At 31.5% G+C, this 20,130-nt stretch carries 21 protein-coding genes; 9 read left to right on the top strand and 12 right to left on the bottom strand.

Going from position 1 to position 20,130, the window contains the following annotated elements:
- Nucleotides 1–74 precede the first annotated feature (74 nt).
- From GQR95_RS15670 to GQR95_RS15660, 3 genes are read right to left on the bottom strand one after another with little or no spacing between them, the layout of a single operon-like run.
- Nucleotides 75–425, bottom strand: coding sequence for a carboxymuconolactone decarboxylase family protein (locus tag GQR95_RS15670; protein ID WP_159024028.1), 351 nt, complete (start codon nt 423–425; stop codon nt 75–77).
- On the bottom strand, nt 415–1,251 hold the full coding sequence (tatC, locus tag GQR95_RS15665; protein WP_159024027.1) for a twin-arginine translocase subunit TatC: 837 nt from the start codon (nt 1,249–1,251) through the stop codon (nt 415–417). Before tatC ends, GQR95_RS15670 begins: the two co-directional genes overlap by 11 nt.
- Complete coding sequence (locus tag GQR95_RS15660) at nt 1,251–2,219, bottom strand: SIS domain-containing protein (protein WP_159024026.1); 969 nt, start codon at nt 2,217–2,219, stop codon at nt 1,251–1,253. Before GQR95_RS15660 ends, tatC begins: the two co-directional genes overlap by 1 nt.
- 203 nt (nt 2,220–2,422) lie before the next feature.
- Between GQR95_RS15660 and GQR95_RS15655 the strand changes: the two genes are divergently transcribed.
- The gene (locus GQR95_RS15655) at nt 2,423–4,624 is read left to right on the top strand and encodes an ATP-dependent DNA helicase RecQ (RefSeq protein ID WP_159024025.1); all 2,202 of its coding nucleotides are present in this window, start codon (nt 2,423–2,425) and stop codon (nt 4,622–4,624) included.
- A gap of 86 nt (nt 4,625–4,710) precedes the next feature.
- On the opposite strand, the gene GQR95_RS15650 is transcribed toward GQR95_RS15655, so the two are convergent.
- A complete protein-coding gene (locus tag GQR95_RS15650) occupies nt 4,711–5,898 on the bottom strand; it encodes an acetate/propionate family kinase (protein WP_159024024.1) in 1,188 nt (395 codons plus the stop codon).
- A 49-nt stretch (nt 5,899–5,947) separates the two neighbouring features.
- Nucleotides 5,948–8,041 carry a phosphate acetyltransferase gene (gene pta / locus GQR95_RS15645; RefSeq protein ID WP_159024023.1) on the bottom strand — a complete coding sequence of 698 codons (2,094 nt, stop codon included), beginning with the start codon at nt 8,039–8,041 and terminating at the stop codon, nt 5,948–5,950.
- Between the two features lie 254 nt (nt 8,042–8,295).
- On the opposite strand from pta, the gene GQR95_RS15640 reads away from it, so the two are divergent.
- Complete coding sequence (locus GQR95_RS15640) at nt 8,296–9,231, top strand: peptidylprolyl isomerase (protein WP_159024022.1); 936 nt, start codon at nt 8,296–8,298, stop codon at nt 9,229–9,231.
- A 284-nt stretch (nt 9,232–9,515) separates the two neighbouring features.
- Nucleotides 9,516–10,061, top strand: coding sequence for a YfiT family bacillithiol transferase (locus tag GQR95_RS15635; RefSeq protein WP_159024021.1), 546 nt, complete (start codon nt 9,516–9,518; stop codon nt 10,059–10,061).
- Here the strand turns inward: GQR95_RS15635 and GQR95_RS15630 are convergent.
- Nucleotides 10,051–10,611: a thioredoxin family protein gene (locus GQR95_RS15630; RefSeq protein WP_159024020.1), complete on the bottom strand. Its 561-nt coding sequence runs from the start codon at nt 10,609–10,611 to the stop codon at nt 10,051–10,053. The genes GQR95_RS15635 and GQR95_RS15630 overlap by 11 nt on opposite strands.
- 45 nt (nt 10,612–10,656) lie before the next feature.
- Between GQR95_RS15630 and GQR95_RS15625 the strand changes: the two genes are divergently transcribed.
- Complete coding sequence (locus tag GQR95_RS15625) at nt 10,657–10,992, top strand: tRNA-binding protein (protein WP_159024019.1); 336 nt, start codon at nt 10,657–10,659, stop codon at nt 10,990–10,992.
- A 95-nt stretch (nt 10,993–11,087) separates the two neighbouring features.
- Nucleotides 11,088–12,125: a lysophospholipid acyltransferase family protein gene (locus GQR95_RS15620; protein ID WP_159024018.1), complete on the top strand. Its 1,038-nt coding sequence runs from the start codon at nt 11,088–11,090 to the stop codon at nt 12,123–12,125.
- A 68-nt stretch (nt 12,126–12,193) separates the two neighbouring features.
- On the opposite strand, the gene GQR95_RS15615 is transcribed toward GQR95_RS15620, so the two are convergent.
- Together GQR95_RS15615 and GQR95_RS15610 are read right to left on the bottom strand one after the other, a co-directional pair.
- Nucleotides 12,194–12,580 carry a PUR family DNA/RNA-binding protein gene (locus GQR95_RS15615; RefSeq protein ID WP_159024350.1) on the bottom strand — a complete coding sequence of 129 codons (387 nt, stop codon included), beginning with the start codon at nt 12,578–12,580 and terminating at the stop codon, nt 12,194–12,196.
- A 265-nt stretch (nt 12,581–12,845) separates the two neighbouring features.
- Entirely contained in the window at nt 12,846–14,606 is a 1,761-nt protein-coding gene (locus GQR95_RS15610) for an ABC transporter ATP-binding protein (RefSeq protein WP_159024017.1), read from the bottom strand.
- A gap of 141 nt (nt 14,607–14,747) precedes the next feature.
- On the opposite strand from GQR95_RS15610, the gene GQR95_RS15605 reads away from it, so the two are divergent.
- The 4 genes from GQR95_RS15605 to yajC all read left to right on the top strand — a co-directional run bounded on the left by GQR95_RS15605 (nt 14,748) and on the right by yajC (nt 17,762).
- Complete coding sequence (locus GQR95_RS15605; protein WP_159024016.1) at nt 14,748–15,851, top strand: Glu/Leu/Phe/Val dehydrogenase; 1,104 nt, start codon at nt 14,748–14,750, stop codon at nt 15,849–15,851.
- A gap of 128 nt (nt 15,852–15,979) precedes the next feature.
- A complete protein-coding gene (gene nusB, locus GQR95_RS15600; RefSeq protein WP_233265950.1) occupies nt 15,980–16,924 on the top strand; it encodes a transcription antitermination factor NusB in 945 nt (314 codons plus the stop codon).
- Nucleotides 16,925–16,969: 45 nt separating this feature from the next.
- A complete protein-coding gene (locus GQR95_RS15595) occupies nt 16,970–17,464 on the top strand; it encodes a DUF1573 domain-containing protein (RefSeq protein WP_159024015.1) in 495 nt (164 codons plus the stop codon).
- Nucleotides 17,465–17,468: 4 nt separating this feature from the next.
- Nucleotides 17,469–17,762, top strand: a complete 294-nt coding sequence (yajC, locus tag GQR95_RS15590; RefSeq protein WP_159024014.1) for a preprotein translocase subunit YajC — start codon at nt 17,469–17,471, stop codon at nt 17,760–17,762.
- Nucleotides 17,763–17,929: 167 nt separating this feature from the next.
- Here yajC and GQR95_RS15585 read toward each other — a convergent pair whose 3' ends face one another.
- From GQR95_RS15585 to GQR95_RS15570, 4 genes are all read right to left on the bottom strand, one after another.
- Nucleotides 17,930–18,475 (bottom strand): DUF4252 domain-containing protein, encoded by a 546-nt coding sequence (locus tag GQR95_RS15585; RefSeq protein WP_159024013.1) that lies wholly within the window; start codon nt 18,473–18,475, stop codon nt 17,930–17,932.
- A 64-nt stretch (nt 18,476–18,539) separates the two neighbouring features.
- Nucleotides 18,540–19,130, bottom strand: coding sequence for a DUF4252 domain-containing protein (locus GQR95_RS15580; protein WP_233265949.1), 591 nt, complete (start codon nt 19,128–19,130; stop codon nt 18,540–18,542).
- A gap of 16 nt (nt 19,131–19,146) precedes the next feature.
- Entirely contained in the window at nt 19,147–19,629 is a 483-nt protein-coding gene (locus GQR95_RS15575) for a hypothetical protein (protein WP_159024012.1), read from the bottom strand.
- The gene (locus GQR95_RS15570) at nt 19,616–20,125 is read right to left on the bottom strand and encodes an RNA polymerase sigma factor (protein WP_159024011.1); all 510 of its coding nucleotides are present in this window, start codon (nt 20,123–20,125) and stop codon (nt 19,616–19,618) included. Before GQR95_RS15570 ends, GQR95_RS15575 begins: the two co-directional genes overlap by 14 nt.
- Nucleotides 20,126–20,130 lie beyond the last annotated feature (5 nt).

The following is a 20,130-nucleotide window of genomic DNA, read 5'->3' as shown; positions in this document are numbered from 1 at the left end:
TATCTAATTTAGAAATACAGAAGTGCTAAAATACTAAAATTAGCACATTCTGTTTCTTATTATTTTACTTTAAATTATACTTCTGAAGCTTCTAATTCGTCCCAAAACTCGTATGCACGACGTAAATGAGGAATTACAATTGTACCACCAACAAGTGTCGCAATACTTAAGGCTTCTACAACTTCTGCTCGTGTTAATCCAGATTTGTGTGCTGTTTCTAAATGATACTTTACACAATCGTCGCAACGTAATACCGCAGAGGCTACAAGTCCTAAAAGTTCTTTAGTTTTTACATCTAGAGCGCCTGCTTGAAAAGCATTCGTATCTAAATTAAAGATGCGTTTTATAATTTTATTATCATCGCTCAAAATGCGGTCATTCATTTTGGCTCTGTACTCGTTAAATTCTGTTATATTATTTGACATTTTTTATTGCTTTAGATTTAGATCTTTCTCTTCTGGTCACAAATTTAGCAATAACAATACTCACTTCGTATAGAATTAACACAGGAATGGCTACAATAACTTGACTTGCAATATCCGGTGGTGTAATTACTGCCGATACGACAAGTACAATAATAAGTGCAAATTTTCTGTATTTCTTTAAGAATTCAGGAGTTATAAGTCCCACTTTAGCAAGGAAATATATAATTATAGGAAGCTCGAAAATAATACCACAGGCAATAACAGACGAACGAATTAAACTAATGTAACTACTTAAATCGAAATCGTTATGTACTTTGCTACTTACTTGGTAGGTTCCTAAAAAGTTAATAGATAACGGACAAATTACATAATAGCCAAACAATACTCCTAAAAAGAAAAGTATTGAAGAAATTATGATAAAACCTCTAGAGTTTTTACGTTCGCTAGGGTGCATTCCAGGGCTAATAAATTTCCATAATTCGTAAAGAATATAAGGAAATGAAATAATGAAACCAGCTGTAATTGCTGTCCAAATATGAGCAGAAAACTGTCCTGCCATAGTTCTACTTTGTATTTCAAAAGCCGCTTCATTAAAGCAGAAACTATCGTCTAATCCTAAATAATTAGAAACTCGACATAAAATATCGTAAGTAAAAAAGCTTGGTTTTGTTGGGCCAAAAATAAGGGTGTCAAAAATAAATCCTTTTGCCAAAAAAGCTGCAACAGCAGCAATCATAACTGCTAAAGTTGCTCTAATTAAATGCCATCTTAATTCTTCAAGATGGTCTAAAAAAGACATCTCGTTAACATTCTTTTTTTCTGCCATTATATAATACCTTCTTTTATTAAATCGTGAATATGAACTACTCCTGCATAAGACTCATCGTCTTTACATACAATAAGCTGAGAGATATCATTACCTTCCATAAGCTCTAATGCTTTTATAGCCATTGCATTTTCATTGATAATTTTAGGAGAAACTCCCATAATATCTTTAGCCGTTAAATTTATGAAATTATCCGTTTTGGTAAGCATACGTCTTAAATCTCCATCGGTAATAATTCCAACAATTTTGTTGTCTTCAATAACGGCAGTTACACCAAGCATATTTTTAGAGATATTTAAAATCACCTCTTTAATATTAGTGTCTGGATGTACTTGTGGTTTATTGTTTTGACTAGAAATATCTACCACACGTAAATATAATTTTTTACCTAAAGCGCCACCCGGATGGTATTTTGCAAAATCACGACTAGAAAATCCGCGTATTTCTAAAAGACATACTGCTAAAGCATCTCCCATTGCTAATTGGGCAGTGGTACTTGTTGTTGGAGCTAGATTTAGTGGGCAAGCTTCTTTTTCAACAAACGTGTTTAAAAAATAATCGCAATATTGCCCTAGAAAAGAATCTTCGTTTCCTGTAATGGCAATTAATGTATTATTTGTACTCTTAATTAAAGGAATAAGCACTTTTATTTCAGGTGTGTTCCCGCTTTTAGAAATACAAATTACAATATCGTCTTTTAAAATAAGGCCTAAATCTCCGTGTATAGCCTCGGCAGCGTGCATAAAAAGAGCAGGCGTTCCGGTAGAGTTTAGCGTTGCAACTATCTTATTACCAATGATTGCACTTTTTCCTATACCTGTAATAATAACGCGCCCTTTAGATTTGTAAATAAGGTCTACAACATTAACGAAATCGTCATTTATATAAGACTTTAAATTCAATATAGCTTGACCCTCTAACTCAAATACTTGATTTGCAGAGTTTATGATGGTTTGATTTTTACTCAAAATTTAATATTTTTTTAAGTTGATTCTTTTAAAGATTTTATTACCTTTAAAAATAAACGACCTTCACTAAAAATAAAATCGTTTAGTTATGTTTGCAAAACTAACGAAAAAAAACAATGAAGGTTCTCTAAATACAACGAATTAAATAATAGCATAAGTTTTTTTCGCTGTATTAAAAGTGTAAACTAATATAAAAACAGTACATGTCTAAAGTTGAAATTGACTTGCATTCTGCACTAAAAAAGCATTTTGGGTTTAACGTCTTTAAGGGGTTACAGGAACCGGTTATAGAAAGTATTCTAAGCGGTAAAAATACATTTGTTATTATGCCCACTGGTGGAGGTAAATCTCTTTGTTACCAGCTTCCCGCTCTAATGCAAGAAGGTACAGCGATTATTGTTTCTCCTTTAATCGCACTAATGAAAAATCAAGTAGATGCCATTCGTGGGATCTCTAATGAAGAAGGTGTTGCTCACGTTTTAAACTCTTCGCTTAACAAAACCGAAATTAAACGTGTAAAACAAGATATTACAGATGGTGTTACAAAATTATTATACGTGGCACCTGAGTCTTTAACGAAAGAAGAAAATGTAGAGTTTTTACGTACTGTAAAAATCTCTTTTATGGCCATAGATGAAGCCCACTGTATTAGTGAATGGGGACATGATTTTAGGCCAGAATATCGAAACTTAAGACATATTATACAGCGTATTGGTGATAATATTCCTATAATTGGATTAACCGCCACGGCTACTCCTAAGGTTCAGGAAGATATTTTAAAGAATTTAGGTATAAATGATGCCAAAACTTTTAAAGCATCTTTTAACAGACCTAATTTGTATTATGAAGTACGCCCAAAAACTAAACAAGTAGATAGCGATATTATCCGTTTTGTAAAACAAAACGATGGTAAGTCGGGTATTATTTATTGTTTAAGCAGAAAACGCGTAGAAGAATTAGCACAAGTACTTCAGGTTAATGGAGTAAAAGCTTTGCCTTATCACGCTGGATTAGATGCCAAAACCCGTGTAAAACATCAAGACATGTTTTTAATGGAAGATGTAGACGTTATTGTGGCAACTATTGCGTTTGGAATGGGGATAGATAAACCGGATGTGCGTTTTGTAATACATCACGATATTCCTAAAAGTATAGAAAGTTATTATCAAGAAACAGGTCGTGCTGGTCGAGATGGAGGAGAAGGACATTGTTTAGCATATTACGCTTATAAAGACATTGAAAAATTAGAAAAATTTATGTCTGGTAAACCTGTGGCCGAACAAGAAATTGGTCATGCTTTACTACAAGAGGTTGTTGCATTTGCAGAAACATCTATGTCTAGGCGTAAATTTATTTTACATTATTTTGGCGAAGAATTTGATAATGAAACTGGCGAAGGTGGAGAAATGGATGATAATGTACGTCACCCTAAAAAGCAAAAAGAGGCTAAAGAAGATGCCGCTTTGCTTTTAGATACTGTTAGCAAAACAAAAGAAAAATATAAGTCTAAAGATCTAGTAAGTGTAATTGTAGGTAAAACAAATGCATTAATTAAATCGCACAAAACAGACGAGCAACCCTTTTTTGGAGCTGGAAATTATAAAGAAGGTAAATACTGGATGGCCTTATTACGTCAGGTTTTAGTGGCCGGATATTTAAAAAAGGATATTGAAACGTATGGCGTTTTAAAAATAAACGAATCTGGTAAAGCATTTATAAAATCGCCAACATCTTTTATGATGACTGAAGATCATGTATTTGCTAACGAAATAGCAGATGGTGCAATTACTGCTGTAAAAAGTGGAGGCGCTACTACAGATGCTACGTTAATACGTATGCTAAAAGATTTACGTAAAGTAAATGCTAAAAAATTAGGCGTACCACCTTTTGTAATCTTCCAAGATCCATCTTTAGAAGATATGGCCTTAAAATATCCTATGACGGTTGCAGAACTATCTAATGTTCATGGAGTAGGAGAAGGGAAAGCAAAAAAATATGGTAAAGATTTTGTGAATTTAATTTCTAAATATGTCGACGAGAATGATATTGTTCGTCCCGACGATTTGGTTGTTAAGTCTACAGGAACAAATTCAGCTTTAAAACTTTATATTATCCAGAATGTCGATAGAAAATTACCTTTAGATGATATTGCTAAAGCTAAAGGGATGGAGATGAAAGATTTTATGAAGGAAATGGAAGCGATTGTGTTTTCAGGTACCAAACTGAATATTAATTATTGGATTGATGATATTCTAGATGAAGACCAACAGGAAGAAATTCATGATTATTTTATGGAGTCTGAAACAGATAAAATTGATAAAGCAATTGAAGAGTTTGATGGCGATTACGATGATGAAGAGTTGCGCTTATACCGTATAAAATTTATAAGTGAAGTAGCAAATTAACTTATAAGTTACTCGTTAAATTATTATAATAAAAAGGCCTCGTTTACAATTAAACGAGGCCTTTTTTTATTCAATAAATATTTTAATTATTCTTTAAAATTCTCATAACATTCTGTTGCTATTTCTAATTCTTCATTAGTAGGAACAATCAAAATTTTAGTTTTAGAGTCAGGCGTATTAATGCTTCTAATATTTGGTAAACGTTCTGCATTTAATGCTTGGTCTAAGTGAATTCCAAAGTAATCCATTTGGTCACAAATCATTTTTCTCATTGTCGCACTGTTTTCTCCAATACCAGCAGTAAATACAATGGCATCAAGTCCTTTTAAGGTTGCAGTATATGCACCTATAAACTTCTTAATGCGGTATACATTCATTTCTAAAGCAAGAATACATTCCTTGTTTCCTTTTTCAGCTTCAGCTTCAATATCACGTAAATCACTATATCCGGTTAAACCAAACATACCACTTTCTTTAGATAGCACGGTAACAATTTCTTCTTTAGTATAATTGTATTTATTCATTAAGAAGAAGATTACAGACTGGTCTATAGCACCACTTCGTGTACCCATTATTAAACCATCGTTAGGTCCGAAACCTAGAGTGTGGTCTAAACTTTGTCCGTTTTGTACGGCAGTCATACTACATCCATTTCCTAAGTGAATAGAAATTAATTTAGCATCAGGTTTATCTAAAAATTCAACAGCACGATTAGTTACATATTTATGAGATAATCCATGGAAACCATAAACACGAATATTATCGTCTTTAAAAAATTTATTAGGAATGGCGTATCTATAAGCAACCTCAGGTAATGTTTGATGGAATGCTGTATCGAAAAGCGCAATTTGTTTAGAATTTTTAAATATTTTTTCAGCAACTTCAATACCATCTAAATTTGGTGGGTTATGCAGCGGAGCCAATAAAATTAAATCATGTATTTTTTCTTTAATCTCTTCAGTAACTTCTACAGGATCAGAGAATTTTTTTCCACCATGAACTACCCGGTGTCCTACAAGATCTATTTCGGCTACATCCTTAATCACTCCAGTATTTTCATCCATTAACATTTTTGCAACTTGTGCTAAACCAACAGAGTGATTTGGTACAGGTAGCGTTAACGTTATTTTGTCAGATAGATGTTTATAATGAATAGTTCCTTCATCTAACCCTATACGTTCTACCAATCCAGAAGCGACAACAGTTTCTGAAGGCATCTCGATAAGTTGAAACTTGATAGAAGAACTACCAGAATTAATAACAAGAATTTTCATGTTTGTTTCTTTTTGTTTTTAAATTTAGTTTATTTTTTGGGATTAAATATTAAATACCTTGAGCTTGAATGGCGGTTAGTATCACTGTATTTAATATATCGTCTATGGTACAACCACGACTTAAATCGTTAACAGGTTTGTTTAAACCTTGTAACATTGGTCCGATAGCTAAAGCTCCTGTTTCTCTTTGTACTGCTTTATACGTGTTGTTTCCTGTGTTTAAGTCAGGGAAAATAAGCACTGTAGCTTGTCCTGCAACTTCAGAGCCTGGCATTTTACTTTGTCCAACTTTTAAATCTACAGCAGCATCGTATTGAATTGGTCCTTCAATTTTTAAATCTGGACATTGTGCTCTTACAATTTCTGTTGCTTCTCTTACTTTATCTACATCCTCACCTTTTCCTGAAGTTCCAGAAGAATAAGATAACATTGCTACACGTGGTTCAATACCAAAGGCAGCAGAACTTTTTGCTGAAGAAATTGCTATTTCTGCAAGCTGAGCCGCATTAGGATTAGGGTTAATTGCACAATCCCCAAATACAGATACGCGATCGTCTAAGCACATAAAGAATACAGACGATACGATAGAGCATTCTGGTTTGGTTTTAATAAATTGTAAAGCAGGTAAAATGGTATGACCTGTAGTGTGTACAGCACCAGAAACCATTCCGTCTGCATCATTTTTATAAATCATCATGGTACCAAAGTAAGACACATCGTTCATCATGTCTCTTGCCATATCCATGTTTATATTTTTATGTTTACGTAGTTCGTAGAACGTTTCAACATAATCTTCAAAATTTTCGTAATCTGAAGGGAAAATAATTTTTGTTTTATTGTAGTCTAAAGATAAGCCAAGTTCTATTGCTTTTTCTTTTATTTCTTTAGGATTTCCTAAAAGAATAATATCTACCAAATCTAAAACTTCCAAACGAGCAGCTGCAGTTAAGATTCTAGGATCTAAAGCTTCTGGTAATACAATACGTTTTTTAGATTTACGTGCTTTTTGTATTAAGTTGTATTGGAACATACGTGGTGTAGTTACCTTATTTTCAAAAGTTGTAAGCTTTTCTAATAGGTTTTCTACACGTACATGTTTTTGAAACATCTCTAAAGATGTTAAAATTTTAGTTTTACTATCTGCGTAAATATTAGATTTAATATTTCCAATATTATAGGTTGTTTTAAATGTACCTTCATCTACAGAAAGAATAGGAACAACTGTTGTGAGACCATCTATTAATTGTAATATAGAAGGTTCTGGAAGTATACCTCCAGTTAATACAATACCAGAAATATTAGGGTAGTTACTAGAAGAATGCGCTTGTAAAGATCCTAAAATTAAGTCTGCACGGTCTCCAGGGGTAATCACTACAGAGCCTTCACGTAAATGGGTTAAGAAGTTACGTAATTGCATAGCACCTACAGCAAATTTTCCAGATAGATTTCCTAAATGTTCTTCTCCAAAAAGTACTTTACCGTTTAAGCTCTCTTTAATCTCTTTCATTGTAGGAGACGCTAAAGATTTTACCATTGGTATAGTTGTAAACTGAACTTCTTGAGGTAAAAATGCATTAACCGCATTTTGTAAAAGGTCAATATTTTCTGGTTGAATTTTATTGGCAACTAAGGCAATAACTTCAACATCGTGGCTTTTAAATGTTTTGTAAGCCATTTCTGCATTATTAGTAAAGTCTTCTAAAGATTTGTCTTCGCAAGTACTAACTATAATTGCAGGTAAGCCTAAGTTTTTAGCAATGTTTACATTCCAGTCAAATTCAAAAACAGTTCCTTCTCCAAGAAAGTCTGTACCTTCAACTAAAATAAAATCATATTTTTCTTCTAAAGCTTTATATTTTTTAATAATTAGATCTAAGGAATCTCCAATTTTACCTGCATTTCTATTTTGAACAATTTCATTTCTAGTTAATGCAAATGTTTCTGTGTAAGGAATATCTAAATTAAAATGAGACAATAAAGTATCGATATGGTTATCGCGTTTATCTGTTTCTCGTTTATCTATTATTGGTCTAAAGTATGCTACTTTTGCTGTTTGACCTAAAAGATTTTGCATTAATCCAAGTGAAATAATTGATTTTCCACTGTTAGGTTCTAAGGTGGCGATGTATAGTCCTTTGCTCATCACTATTGTTGTTTTGTTTTTTACGAATTTAATGATTTTACTCTTTTTTTTAACAAAAACTAAGATTTAAAGTTAATGTTTTTGAATAAGTTTTAAAAATCTGTGCAAAGAACACGTTTTTTAAGGAGTTATGAACTGATTATTATCATGTTTAAAAAAATAAATTTGCTAGGTTTTAACAAGACGATAATATATATGTGCTTTTTATTAGCGAATCATTTTTCTATATTTGCGCTTCATTAAAATACAAACAGATGCAAGACGGATTATACGCAAAATTTAATACTACAAAAGGGGCTGTTTTAGTAGCTCTAGAATTTGAAAAGACGCCGGGGACGGTAGGTAATTTTGTTGCTTTAGCTGAAGGGAATTTAGAAAATTCAGTTAAATCACAAGGAAATCCATATTATGACGGATTAAAATTTCACCGTGTTATTCCAGATTTCATGGTTCAAGGTGGTTGTCCGCTTGGAACAGGAACTGGTGATGCAGGATATAAATTTGATGACGAATTTCACCCAGATTTAAAACACGACCGTCCAGGGATTCTTTCTATGGCTAATGCAGGTCCTGGAACTAACGGGAGTCAGTTTTTTATTACTCACGTGGCAACACCATGGTTAGACAATGCGCATACTGTTTTTGGACATGTTGTAGAAGGTCAGGATGTTGTAGATGCTATTGCTCAAGGTGATAGTATTGAAACTTTAGAAATTATTAGAGTAGGTGCTGCTGCTGAAGCATTTAATGCAGTTGAATCTTTTAGAACTTTTGAAGGTTCTCGTGAAAAACGTTTAGCAGAAGCTAGAGCAGAACAAGATGCTGCACTAGATAAAATTGCTGCTGGATTTAGTAAAACAGATAGCGGTTTACGTTACCAAGTTTTACAAGCATCTAAAAGCGGTAAGAAAGCAACTAAAGGCCAAACGGTTTCTGTACACTATAAAGGACAGTTACAAGATGGTACTGTTTTCGATTCTTCATACAAACGTAAAGAACCAATCGAATTTCCAATTGGAGTAGGTCAAGTTATTGCAGGATGGGATGAAGGTATTCAATTATTAGAAGTAGGAGATAAAGCACGTTTAGTTATACCTAGCGATTTAGGATATGGTTCTCGTGGTGCAGGTGGAGTTATTCCTCCAGATGCTACTTTAATTTTCGATGTAGAATTAATGGATGTTAAATAACAGATCCTTAAAGATATATTTAAAAAAGCTACCTAATTAGGTAGCTTTTTTAATGCCTTATGTTTTTCAAGTTTATTTTGCATAGCAAGTCGTATGATAATCTGTTTTTATATGGTGTTTATAAATGCATAACTTAGGTTTAAAGTTAGATTGAAATGTGAGAGATTTAAAAATTACAGGTATTGTTTATAACATTGAAGTATATTTTATTAAAAGTTGATAAATAAGAGCTGTTTATTTCGAATATATATGTTATTTTAGAAAAGAATTAATAAATAGCAATTATGGAATCTTTAGAATCTCAGAAATATCCTATCGGACATTTTGAATGTCCTAATCCGATTACTCCCAAACATATTGAACATTGGATTGATGTTTTAGATAGATTTCCTAAACAATTAAATGGCACTGTACAACCATTAACAGATTTTCAGTTAGATACAGAATACCGTCCTGGAGGTTGGACAATTAGACAATTGGTGCATCATATAGCAGACAGTCATCACCATAGTTATACCCGTTTTAAATGGAGTTTAACTGAAGATAATCCTGTAATTAAGGCTTATAATCAAGACGATTGGTCTAATCTGGAAGATGCAATAAAAGCACCTGTAAGTATGTCTTTAATGCATATAGAGGCTGTACATAAACGTTTAGTATATCTTTTAAAATCTTTAAATGAAGACGATTTAAATAAAAGTTTTATTCATCCAGAAACCAATGAAAAAGTATATGTAAAAGAAAATATTGGTGCTTATGCTTGGCATAGTAGCCACCATTACACGCATATTGTTAAAGCTTTAGAGCGTAAAGGCTGGATTACGTTTTAAACCATTTTATATTACACCCAATACTTGGTTTTTGCGGCTTAGAATTGGTCGTATTGTCTAAAATACAATGTAAAGCTTCTCGAATGTCTTCTCCTGTTACAGGAATGTTATTTCCAGGTCTAGAATTGTCTAGTTGTCCGCGATATTTTAATTTCAAATCTCCATCGAATACATAAAAGTCAGGAGTACAGGCAGCATCGTAGGCTTGGGCTACATTTTGAGAGTCATCAAATAAATACGGAAACGTATATCCTTCTTTTTTTGCAACATGTTTCATTTTATCTGGAGCATCTTGCGGATAGTTTTCTATATCGTTACTAGAAATTGCAATACAATTAATTCCTTTTGATTTGTAATCTTCAGCCAATTTAACGAGTTGAGGATTTACATGTATAACAAACGGACAGTGATTACATATAAAGAATATAACGGTTGCTTTTTCGCCTTTTAACTGCTCTAAAGACAACATGTTATTAGTCACTGTGTCTCTTAAAGTAAAGTTAGGTGCTTTAGTCCCTAAAGGCATCATGTTTGAAGGTGTATTAGCCATAATTCTATTTTTATCAAAGTTCGTAATAATTCGTATTTTTAGAAAATGAAACCAACCATAAATTTTGAAGATTTTAGCGCAGTAGATTTGCGCGTAGGTACTATTCTAGAAGTAAATGATTTTCCTGAAGCTAGGAATCCTGCCTATCAATTAGTTATTGATTTTGGAGATTTAGGAATAAAAAAAACATCTGCTCAAATTACTACATTATACAGTAAAGAAGATTTGTTACAGAAACAAATTGTGGCTGTTGTTAATTTTCCTAAAAAGCAAATAGCTAAATTTATGAGCGAATGTTTAGTTGTAGGTGCTGTTAAAGCTAAAGATGTTATGTTGTTGCATCCAGAGCAACGCGTTAAAAACGGTACGTCAGTACTTTAGTTTTTTTGAAATAATTTACTTACTTTTTGTAGTATTTGATAGATTGTTTCAGGATTATTTTTAGATTTATATAGCTATTCCCAATCATTATTTAGATGACGTTAAAACAATTTAAGTTACATGCCGTTAAGGCCTATATTTCGTTAGGATTATTTTTTTATTATAAAAAAATTCATGTAAAAGGACAAGAGTTTGTACCTGAAACGAGTCCCATTTTAATTTTATCTAACCATCAAAACGGATTGTTAGACCCATTATTAATAGCAACACAATCTAAACGTTTTTGTTATTATTTAACACGTGCGGCTGTATTTCAGAAACCGTTAGTTTCAAAATTATTAAAAGGATTGAATATGCTTCCTGTATATCGTGTTCGAGATGGTTGGCAAAATCTTTCTAATAATAATGCCGTTTTCGAAATTTGCAGAGAATTATTAAATAATAAAGAAGCCTTAGTTATTTTTCCGGAAGGGAGTCATAATTTAAATAGAAAAGTACGTCCGTTAAGTAAAGGGTTTACGCGTATTATTTTAGATACTCTGGAGACTTATCCAGATTTAGATTTTCAGTTACTGCCTGTGGGTGTAAATTACAGAGATCCTAAAGCTTTTGGAGATAGCATGTCTTTAAACATCGGGAAGCCTATAGCTGCAAAACATTATAAATCTTTAAATAAAGCAGAAGCAGTAAAAGCATTAAAAGAAGATGTTCAAGAACAAATCCAAATGCTTACCACACATATTCAAGACGATTACGACCACGTTATTTCTGGTTTAGAACAAGAAGAAGCAGATTTCTTGAATCCTGAAGTGATTAATCATTATTTAAAAAGGGGAGAGAAACGCTATGGTTTTAAAAAGCGAGGATCTATTTTAAAACCTTTAAAGATAATTTTTAATGGCCTTTTAAAAATTGTTTTGTTACCCGTTTACGCATTATGGCGATTTATATTACAACCTAAAATTAAAGAAGCAGAGTTTACAGGAACATTTAAATTTGCCGTAGGTTTAACCGTTGCTCCACTTTGGATACTTATATTGTTTTTAATAATTGGGTTTAATTTAGGATGGCTAATGGCTTTGGGTAGTGTTTTAGGACTGCTCGCATTAGCTCTTTTGGCAGTAAAGTTGTAATTGTAATATTAGGGCATAAAAAAACCGTTACAAAAGCAACGGTTTAATATTATATATGTTAGTTCTAATTAAATATCTTCAAAACTAATATCTGTAAATTTTTCAGCAGAATCGTGAGCTGTTTCAATCACTTCTTCTTGGTTTTCTTCGTATTCTTTCTTGAAATCTTTTTGGTGACGTTCACTAATTACTTCATCTCCTTTTTCATCAATAATATAATCTGTCATTTCATTTAAAATATCTCTAAACTCAGAAAAGTCTTCTTTGTATAAGTATATTTTATGTTTCTTGTAATGGTAAGATCCATCATCATTTGTAAATTTTTTACTTTCAGTAATTGTTAAATAGTAATCACCTGCTTTAGTCGCTCTAACATCAAAAAAATATGTTCGTCTCCCTGCTCTTAATACTTTAGAAAAAATTTCCTCTTTCTCCATCATGCCATTAGTGTCCATACTCATATTTTGCTATTAATAAGGTTTAAAATGTTTTATTTAAGTTGCTAATAATTTTTCATGTTAATCTGTAGTGATTTGCAAAGTTGTTAATCTTGAGTTTTTTACAAGATGAGTTATTTGCTTATCTAAATTTAAGAAGGTTAAATTGACCTTTGTACGACTTAAAACTACGTTAGATACTAAAAACAGAAATTCAATTTATTTATAAATGTAAATCAATTTCCTTTCAAAAATCTAAAAAAAAGAAATACTAACCAACAAATTATGAGATTTCTTTTTCACTAAGTTGCTTTACATATAAGGTTTTGTAGTAGCCTTCAATATTAATTAAGGAGTCGTGAGAGCCTTGTTGTATGATTTTACCACCGTCTAAAACAATAATTTTATCTGCATTTTTTGCTGAAGATACTCTGTGACTTACAATAATGGTTGTTTTCCCAGAAGCAACTTTGTATAGGTTTTTAAGAATTTTTTCTTCTGTTTCTGTATCTACAGCAGATAAACAGTCGTCGAATAATAATATTTTAGGATCTTTAATTATCGCTCTGGCAATAGATACACGCTGTTTTTGTCCGCCAGATAATGTAATTCCGCGTTCTCCTAAAATGGTGTCGTAACCTTTTACAAATTTAGAAATATTACCATGTACCTGAGCTAGTTTTGCGGCTTGAATTACATCTTGGTCGGTAGCATCTTCTTTTCCAAATTTAATATTGTTTTTAATTGTGTCTGAAAACAAAAAAGCTTCTTGTGGCACATACCCAATACTATCTCTTAAACTGTATAAATTAAGCTTGCTAATTTTGGTGTTATCAATACATAATTCGCCCGTATTACAATCGTATAAACGACCAATAAGATCTAAAATAGTAGATTTTCCAGATCCTGTTTTTCCAATTATAGCTAAAGTTTCTCCGTGATTAATAGAAAAACTAACATTGTTTAAAGCTTGTATGTTAGTGTCGTCGTAAGTAAAAGAGACATTTTTAAATTCTATATTTCCATTAATTTTAGAAGGCGCTTCTGTGTTGTTTTTTATTTCAGGTTCAATTTCTAAAAACTCATTAATACGTTTTTGAGACGCTTCAGCTTGCTGAATAATAGACGTTACCCAACCTACAGTTGCAACTGGCCAAGTAAGCATGTTTACATAAATAATAAACTCTGCAATGGTTCCTAAACTTTCTATTTCACCATCTATATATTGTTTTCCTCCAATATAAATTACAATTAAGTTACTAACTCCAATTAATAAAACCATCATTGGAAAAAAGAATGCTTGAACACGAACTAAAGCTAATTGTTTGTTTTTACTTCCTTGAGATAAGGTTTCGAAATTTGCTGAGGTTTGTGGCTCAATCCCATTTGCTTTTATTACCGAAATTCCGCTAAAACTTTCTTGTGTAAACGTAGATAATTTAGATAAATACACTTGTACAATAGTGCTACGTTTGTGTATTTCTTTACTTAAACGGTATATCGCAAGCGAAAGAAAGGGGAGTGGTAAGACGGTGTATAAGGTAAGCGATGGCGCTTCGCTATACATATATATAAGTGCAATTACAAAAAGTGTAATGGTATTTATAGTATACATAATTGCTGGGCCAGCATACATACGTACACGACTTACGTCTTCACTAATACGGTTCATTAAATCTCCAGTTCTATTTTTCTTATAGAAATTTAAAGACAGCCTTTGGTATTGTTGGTAGATTTCATTTTTTAAGTCAAATTCAATATGTCTAGACATATTTATAATAGTCTGTCGCATTAAAAAAGTGAAAAGTCCGGCAATTATTGCTGCACCTATTATGTAAGCAATATCTTCTAATAGTTCGGATTTTACTACGGCGACTTCTGTTATTATACCATTATTATAATGCTCTACTACTTTAAAAATTTCTCTTACAAAGCGAGGAGTAAAGAGTATAAATATGCGGGCAATAATGGTAATTACAATTCCGAAAAGTAACTGATATTTGTATTTAAGAAAGTATTTATTGAGGTGTTTAAGAGATTTCATTAACCTTTTAGTGTTTTTTAATTTAAATTATTCTTAATTTAACAACTGTTTGTTTGATAATAAGATAATAATAATATAAGTTTGCACCGTGTTTTTATTAAAATAGCAAATTAATCAAAAAATAATTAATACATAATTAAAATGGTTTCAGAGGTTTTAAATGCAAATGAACTGTATAAAATTGACCCTGTTTTTGGTCAACATTCTTTTAATAATCATGAGCAAATAGTTTTTTGCAATGACAAAGATACAGGTTTAAAAGCAATTATTGGTATTCATAACACGGTATTAGGACCTGCTTTGGGAGGAACTAGAATGTGGAATTATAGTAACGAATGGGAAGCGTTAAACGATGTGTTGCGTTTATCTCGTGGAATGACTTATAAAGCTGCCGTTACTGGTTTAGATTTAGGTGGAGGTAAAGCCGTTATTATTGGAGATGCTAAAACACAAAAATCGCCAGAATTAGTTAAGAAATTTGGTGAGTATGTAAACTCTTTAAGCGGAAAATATATTACTGCTGAAGATGTTGGGACAGATACACCTGATATGGATTTAATTAGAGAAGTAACACCTTACGTTACTGGTATTTCTGAATCTATTGGTGGAGCAGGAAATCCATCTCCAGTTACCGCTTATGGTGTGTATATGGGAATGAAGGCTGCTGCAAAATTTAAATTTGGAACAGATAAACTTGAAGGGAAATCTATTTTAGTTCAAGGTATTGGTCACGTTGGAGAAACACTTGTAGACTATTTAACAAAAGAAGGCGCAAATGTTATTATTAGTGACATTAGTAAAGAGCGTTTAGAAATTGTTGGTAAAACTTACGGAGCAAAAATTTATAAAGGGACAGATATATATAGCGAAGCTGTAGATATTTATGCACCTTGTGCTTTAGGAGCAACAATAAACGACGAGACTGTAAATAAAATTCAAGCACAAGTTATTGCCGGTGCAGCAAACAACCAGTTAGCTAACGAGCAAGTACATGGTGCTATTTTACAAAATCGTGGAATCGTATATGCCCCAGACTTTTTAATTAATGCAGGTGGTATTATTAATGTGTATGCAGAAATTGCACATTACGGTAAAGACGAGATTATGACTAGAACAGAGAACATTTACAACACGACTTTAGAGATTCTTAATAACGCCGATGTTTATAAAATGACTACAAATCAAGCTGCTTTAAACATTGCTACAGCTAGAATTGAAGCACGAAAAAAAGCGAATAATAAATAAAGTTATTTGTTTAAAAAGCTTATTTTTGCAGCCGAAAGTTAATTTAACTTTCGGCTTTTTTTTAATTTTAAGGCCGTTAAGGCTATAATTCAGGCTCCAGAAAAGGAGGTTAAAAGTTCTTTGTAACTATGCTTAATAGAAGACATATTCGCGTAAAAGTAATGCAAACCATCTATGCTTTTAAAGGTGGTGAGAGTGATGATTTTAAAAACGATCAAAAGTTTTTACTTAACAGTTTAGACGATATGTATAATTTGTATTTGTTACAATTATCATTATTGATTGAAGTTCAAAAACGAGTTGAAAATTTTATTGATAAATCTCAATTAAAACATCTTGCAACTTCAGAAGATAAAGATCCTAATAAAAAATTGGTTAATAATGAAGTCCTTCAATTATTAAAAGAAAACCGACTTTTAAAAGATAGTATAAATACTTACGGTGTAGATAACTGGGAATTAGATAACGAATATGTAGAGGTTATTTATAAAGCCATTCTTGCAAGCGATATCTATGCAGAATATATGCAAACACGTACTTCTGATTTTAAAACAGACAAGAACTTTATTGTCGATGTGTTTAAAGAAATTATTGCACCAAACGAAAAACTTTACGATTATTTAGAAGATAAAAACTTAACTTGGTTAGACGATTTACCTACCGTAAATACAACCATTTTAAAGTTATTACGTAAAGCTAAACCAGAAATAGAAGATTCTTATTTTGTTCCTAAATTATATAAAGATTTAGACGATAAAGCATTTGCTGTAAGTTTATTCAAAAAAACCATCCTAAACCAGACTAAATTAAATGCAGATATCGATAAAAAAGCGAAAAATTGGGAAGCCGATCGTATTGCTCAAATCGATTATATTTTAATGCAAATGGCTGTCTGCGAGCTTCAAAACTTTCCGTCTATTCCTGTTAAAGTAACTATTAACGAATATTTAGAAATAGCAAAAGAATATTCTACACCAAAAAGTAGCATCTTTATAAATGGTATTTTAGACAAGCTTGTTAAGGAATATCAAGAAAAAGGAACCTTAAATAAAATAGGACGCGGGTTGATGTAATTCGAAATTATTAGTACTTTTATAACTTTAAAAAATATATTTATTATGAAAAAAATAATATTAGGATTAGGCGCTTTATGTCTAATTGCTTTTACTGCATGTAAAGAGGATGCTTCTAAAAAAGTGAATGAAGAAAATGTAACAGTCGCTGCAGAGCGTGATGCAAATTCTTCAAAATTTCCAGAAATGTCTTTTACAGAATCAGAACATGATTTTGGAACTATAGAATCTAAAACTCCTGTAGAAACTGTTTTCGAATATAAAAATACTGGAGAAGCTCCTTTAGTAATTACAAATATAGCTAGTTCTTGTGGTTGTACTGTACCTCAGGATTGGAGTAAAGCTCCTTTAGCACCAGGAGAAGTTGGAAAATTTACTGTTAAATTTAACGGTTCTGGAGCAAATAATGTAACAAAAACAATTACAGTAACTTCTAATACAGAAAAAGGAAGAGATATGGTTAAGATTAAAGCTTTTGTTAAGCCAGATCCTAATTCAGCTGTAAAACCAAAATTAGCAACACCTCAAATTCAATCTTAATATAATGGGAGAAGGTATAAGTTCATTTTTACCGTTTATTTTAATGTTTGTGGTTGTGTATTTCTTTATGATTGCACCACAAATGAAACGTCAGAAAAAAGAAAAGAAATTCGCTAGCGAGTTAAAACGCGGTGATCGTGTAATTACTAAAAGTGGTATGCACGGAAAAGTAGTAGATTTAAACGATAAAGATAATACTTGTGTTATTGAAACACTTGCAGGAAAAATTAAATTTGAACGTTCTTCTATTTCTATGGAAATGAGTTCAGCTTTAAATAAAACCGAAGTGACTAAATAATATTTAGTTTATAATATAAAAAAGGCTATCCTATACAGGGTAGCCTTTTTTGTTTCTTACACGGTTATATGTGCAATGTTTATAGTGATTTAAACAGGTGTTCTGTTAAAAAAAAATCTAAATGAAATGACTCATTTAGACCTTTTTTGAGGGTGTAATTATAGCAATTATTTAAAGAAGCCAATTACATCATTTAGTTTAGATATATCTACATCTCCTTTTTCTAATACTTTAGCTAGCGACATAATTTGTGAAGGTTTCATGTTTTTTCCAAGTACTCTTAAAATACCAAAACCAGATGCTTTAGTATTTCCAAATACAATTAATTCGTCTATATCTTCATCGTTTTCTCCTAGATATTTTAAAGTAAAATTACCACCATGATTATTTATAACCATAAGTTCGTTGTAAACATCATTATTTAAAATAGCTTCTACTTTAGTTTTTTCAGTTTGATATACATCTGCATCTGTAGTTCCTTTTTTATACCCTAAAAAATTTAATCGTTTTATAGAGTTGTAAGCCGTTTTTTGCGCTTCGTTTAGCTTAGATTCATCTAAGTTTAAAACAGATAAAGGTATATCTACAGTGGTGAAATTAGGAGCTTCTTGGTGGTCTACAATATAGGTTTGTAATGTAGGTTCAGATTTACAACTGCTAAGTAATAATCCAAAACAAAACGTAATCGTAATTAAATAGTTATGTGGTTTCATGGTGTATAAGATTGTAAACCGAGTTCTAATATTCAGAATAAAGAACTCGGTATAATTGAATGTATTATTTATTTTTCAAGTGCTCTCCGCCTGGAATATTCATTTTACTAGTTAGTTTAGAGATTTCATTTAAATCAATATCACCAGTTAAAAGGGCTACTACAGTTTCTATTTCACGATTTTTACCATTAATTTCAATGTTTGCATCTTTTGTTAAATCGCCTATACCGTTTACAAAAATTAAAAGTTCTTTTACGTGGTCTGCATCGCGTCCTTCTTTTACATAAAATTTTACTTCTCTACCTTCGTCTTTCACTTCCATAAGTTCTTCTAAACCGCCTTTATTAGAGTTCATCCATTTTGAAATATCGGTAGCAATTGCTTTATTATCTGTAATAATAGTTTTAAAACTAGTAATACTATTTACCATATTTAAATAGGCTTGAGACTCTGCATCGTCTGTACTAATGTCTAATTTTGCTAACATCTGAAACATTTTAGGTTTAATGTTTACGTAAGTTACATCTGCATTTTCGCTGTATTTTTCAAAAATACTTTGTGCCATCATGCTTGCCGGTAATAACACCATTACAAGTGCAAATAATATTATTTTTTTAGTCATTGTCTTCGATTTATTATTAATTCTAGTTTTCATAATTTTCTGTTTATCGTTATTTAAAAATAATGTTTGAGGAGTGTTCTAATTCACTAATATAGCCTACTGTAGAAAGGCCTTTGTTGTAAGTTTCTAAATATCCCATAGTTGCTTTACCTTTATTCATAGATTTAGAAATAAGTTCTAAAGATTTTACAACTTCTTTATACGCTAATTGCGGATCTTGTATAGTGCCCAAATCGTTGTCTGCAGACATTATATTTTGAGTAGATTTAAAATAAAACCCTAACATTAATATGGCTACAGCTGCGACAGTTAACCACTTGTACACGTTTGTGTGTTTAGTTTTTAGTGTAATGGCTTTAGTGTACGTTTCTTGCTTATTCGCTTTATAATAGGCAAATAAAGGTTTATAAACTTCTAAATGCGGAGCTATATTATCTTGTAAAAAATAGTCTTTTAAGCGTTGCTCTTCTTGTAAAGTAGTTTCGCCGTTTTCGTATTTTTCTATTAATTGTTCTATATTATTTAATACCATAATTATGTGTATTAGTTAATTGTTCTCGTATTGTTTTTCTTGCTCTAGATAAAGCGACTCTAACTGTTGTGTTTTTCATGTCTAGCATTTTGCAAATTTCATCTAAATCGTATTGCTCTATATCTCTTAATTGAATAACCAAACGTTGTTGTTCTGGCAAGGTTTCAATTATTTTGTTAACCCAATCTAAACTATCTGTGGTTTCAACTTGTTTCTGAAGACTTGTTTTTTTATCTTCATAATTACTATGTACAATTTTTATATTCTGTGCTTGTTTAGATTTTAATTTATCAAAACATAAATTTTTTGTCATCGTCATAGAAAATGCTTCCACGTTTTTGTAAGCTTCTATTTTCTTTTTATTTGCCCATAATTTTAGTAACACTTCTTGCGTAGCATCTTCAGCTTCTTCATTAGAGACTAGTAAACGTTTTGCTAAACGATATACTTTGTCTTTAAAAGGCGTTACTATATTTAAAAATTCTGACTGGGTCATTTTAT

It is taken from the genome of Formosa sp. L2A11, from assembly GCF_009796865.1.
In the GTDB taxonomy this organism is placed as follows: Bacteria; Bacteroidota; Bacteroidia; order Flavobacteriales; family Flavobacteriaceae; genus Formosa.
This window is presented reverse-complemented; position numbering and strand designations above follow the sequence as displayed.

What these genes read in the sequence shown, in the direction of transcription:
- GQR95_RS15625 (WP_159024019.1), top strand. Translation starts at nt 10,657, where the DNA reads ATGAAACCAACCATAAATTTTGAAGATTTTAGCGCAGTAGATTTGCGC.
- GQR95_RS15670 (WP_159024028.1), bottom strand. Translation starts at nt 425, where the DNA reads ATGTCAAATAATATAACAGAATTTAACGAGTACAGAGCCAAAATGAAT.
- GQR95_RS15615 (WP_159024350.1), bottom strand. Translation starts at nt 12,580, where the DNA reads ATGGACACTAATGGCATGATGGAGAAAGAGGAAATTTTTTCTAAAGTA.
- GQR95_RS15655 (WP_159024025.1), top strand. Translation starts at nt 2,423, where the DNA reads ATGTCTAAAGTTGAAATTGACTTGCATTCTGCACTAAAAAAGCATTTT.
- GQR95_RS15575 (WP_159024012.1), bottom strand. Translation starts at nt 19,629, where the DNA reads ATGGTATTAAATAATATAGAACAATTAATAGAAAAATACGAAAACGGC.
- GQR95_RS15635 (WP_159024021.1), top strand. Translation starts at nt 9,516, where the DNA reads ATGGAATCTTTAGAATCTCAGAAATATCCTATCGGACATTTTGAATGT.
- GQR95_RS15620 (WP_159024018.1), top strand. Translation starts at nt 11,088, where the DNA reads ATGACGTTAAAACAATTTAAGTTACATGCCGTTAAGGCCTATATTTCG.
- GQR95_RS15630 (WP_159024020.1), bottom strand. Translation starts at nt 10,611, where the DNA reads ATGGCTAATACACCTTCAAACATGATGCCTTTAGGGACTAAAGCACCT.
- GQR95_RS15595 (WP_159024015.1), top strand. Translation starts at nt 16,970, where the DNA reads ATGAAAAAAATAATATTAGGATTAGGCGCTTTATGTCTAATTGCTTTT.
- GQR95_RS15580 (WP_233265949.1), bottom strand. Translation starts at nt 19,130, where the DNA reads ATGAAAACTAGAATTAATAATAAATCGAAGACAATGACTAAAAAAATA.
- GQR95_RS15650 (WP_159024024.1), bottom strand. Translation starts at nt 5,898, where the DNA reads ATGAAAATTCTTGTTATTAATTCTGGTAGTTCTTCTATCAAGTTTCAA.
- GQR95_RS15570 (WP_159024011.1), bottom strand. Translation starts at nt 20,125, where the DNA reads ATGACCCAGTCAGAATTTTTAAATATAGTAACGCCTTTTAAAGACAAA.
- GQR95_RS15605 (WP_159024016.1), top strand. Translation starts at nt 14,748, where the DNA reads ATGGTTTCAGAGGTTTTAAATGCAAATGAACTGTATAAAATTGACCCT.
- pta (WP_159024023.1), bottom strand. Translation starts at nt 8,041, where the DNA reads ATGAGCAAAGGACTATACATCGCCACCTTAGAACCTAACAGTGGAAAA.
- nusB (WP_233265950.1), top strand. Translation starts at nt 15,980, where the DNA reads ATGCTTAATAGAAGACATATTCGCGTAAAAGTAATGCAAACCATCTAT.
- tatC (WP_159024027.1), bottom strand. Translation starts at nt 1,251, where the DNA reads ATGGCAGAAAAAAAGAATGTTAACGAGATGTCTTTTTTAGACCATCTT.
- yajC (WP_159024014.1), top strand. Translation starts at nt 17,469, where the DNA reads ATGGGAGAAGGTATAAGTTCATTTTTACCGTTTATTTTAATGTTTGTG.
- GQR95_RS15640 (WP_159024022.1), top strand. Translation starts at nt 8,296, where the DNA reads ATGCAAGACGGATTATACGCAAAATTTAATACTACAAAAGGGGCTGTT.
- GQR95_RS15585 (WP_159024013.1), bottom strand. Translation starts at nt 18,475, where the DNA reads ATGAAACCACATAACTATTTAATTACGATTACGTTTTGTTTTGGATTA.
- GQR95_RS15610 (WP_159024017.1), bottom strand. Translation starts at nt 14,606, where the DNA reads ATGAAATCTCTTAAACACCTCAATAAATACTTTCTTAAATACAAATAT.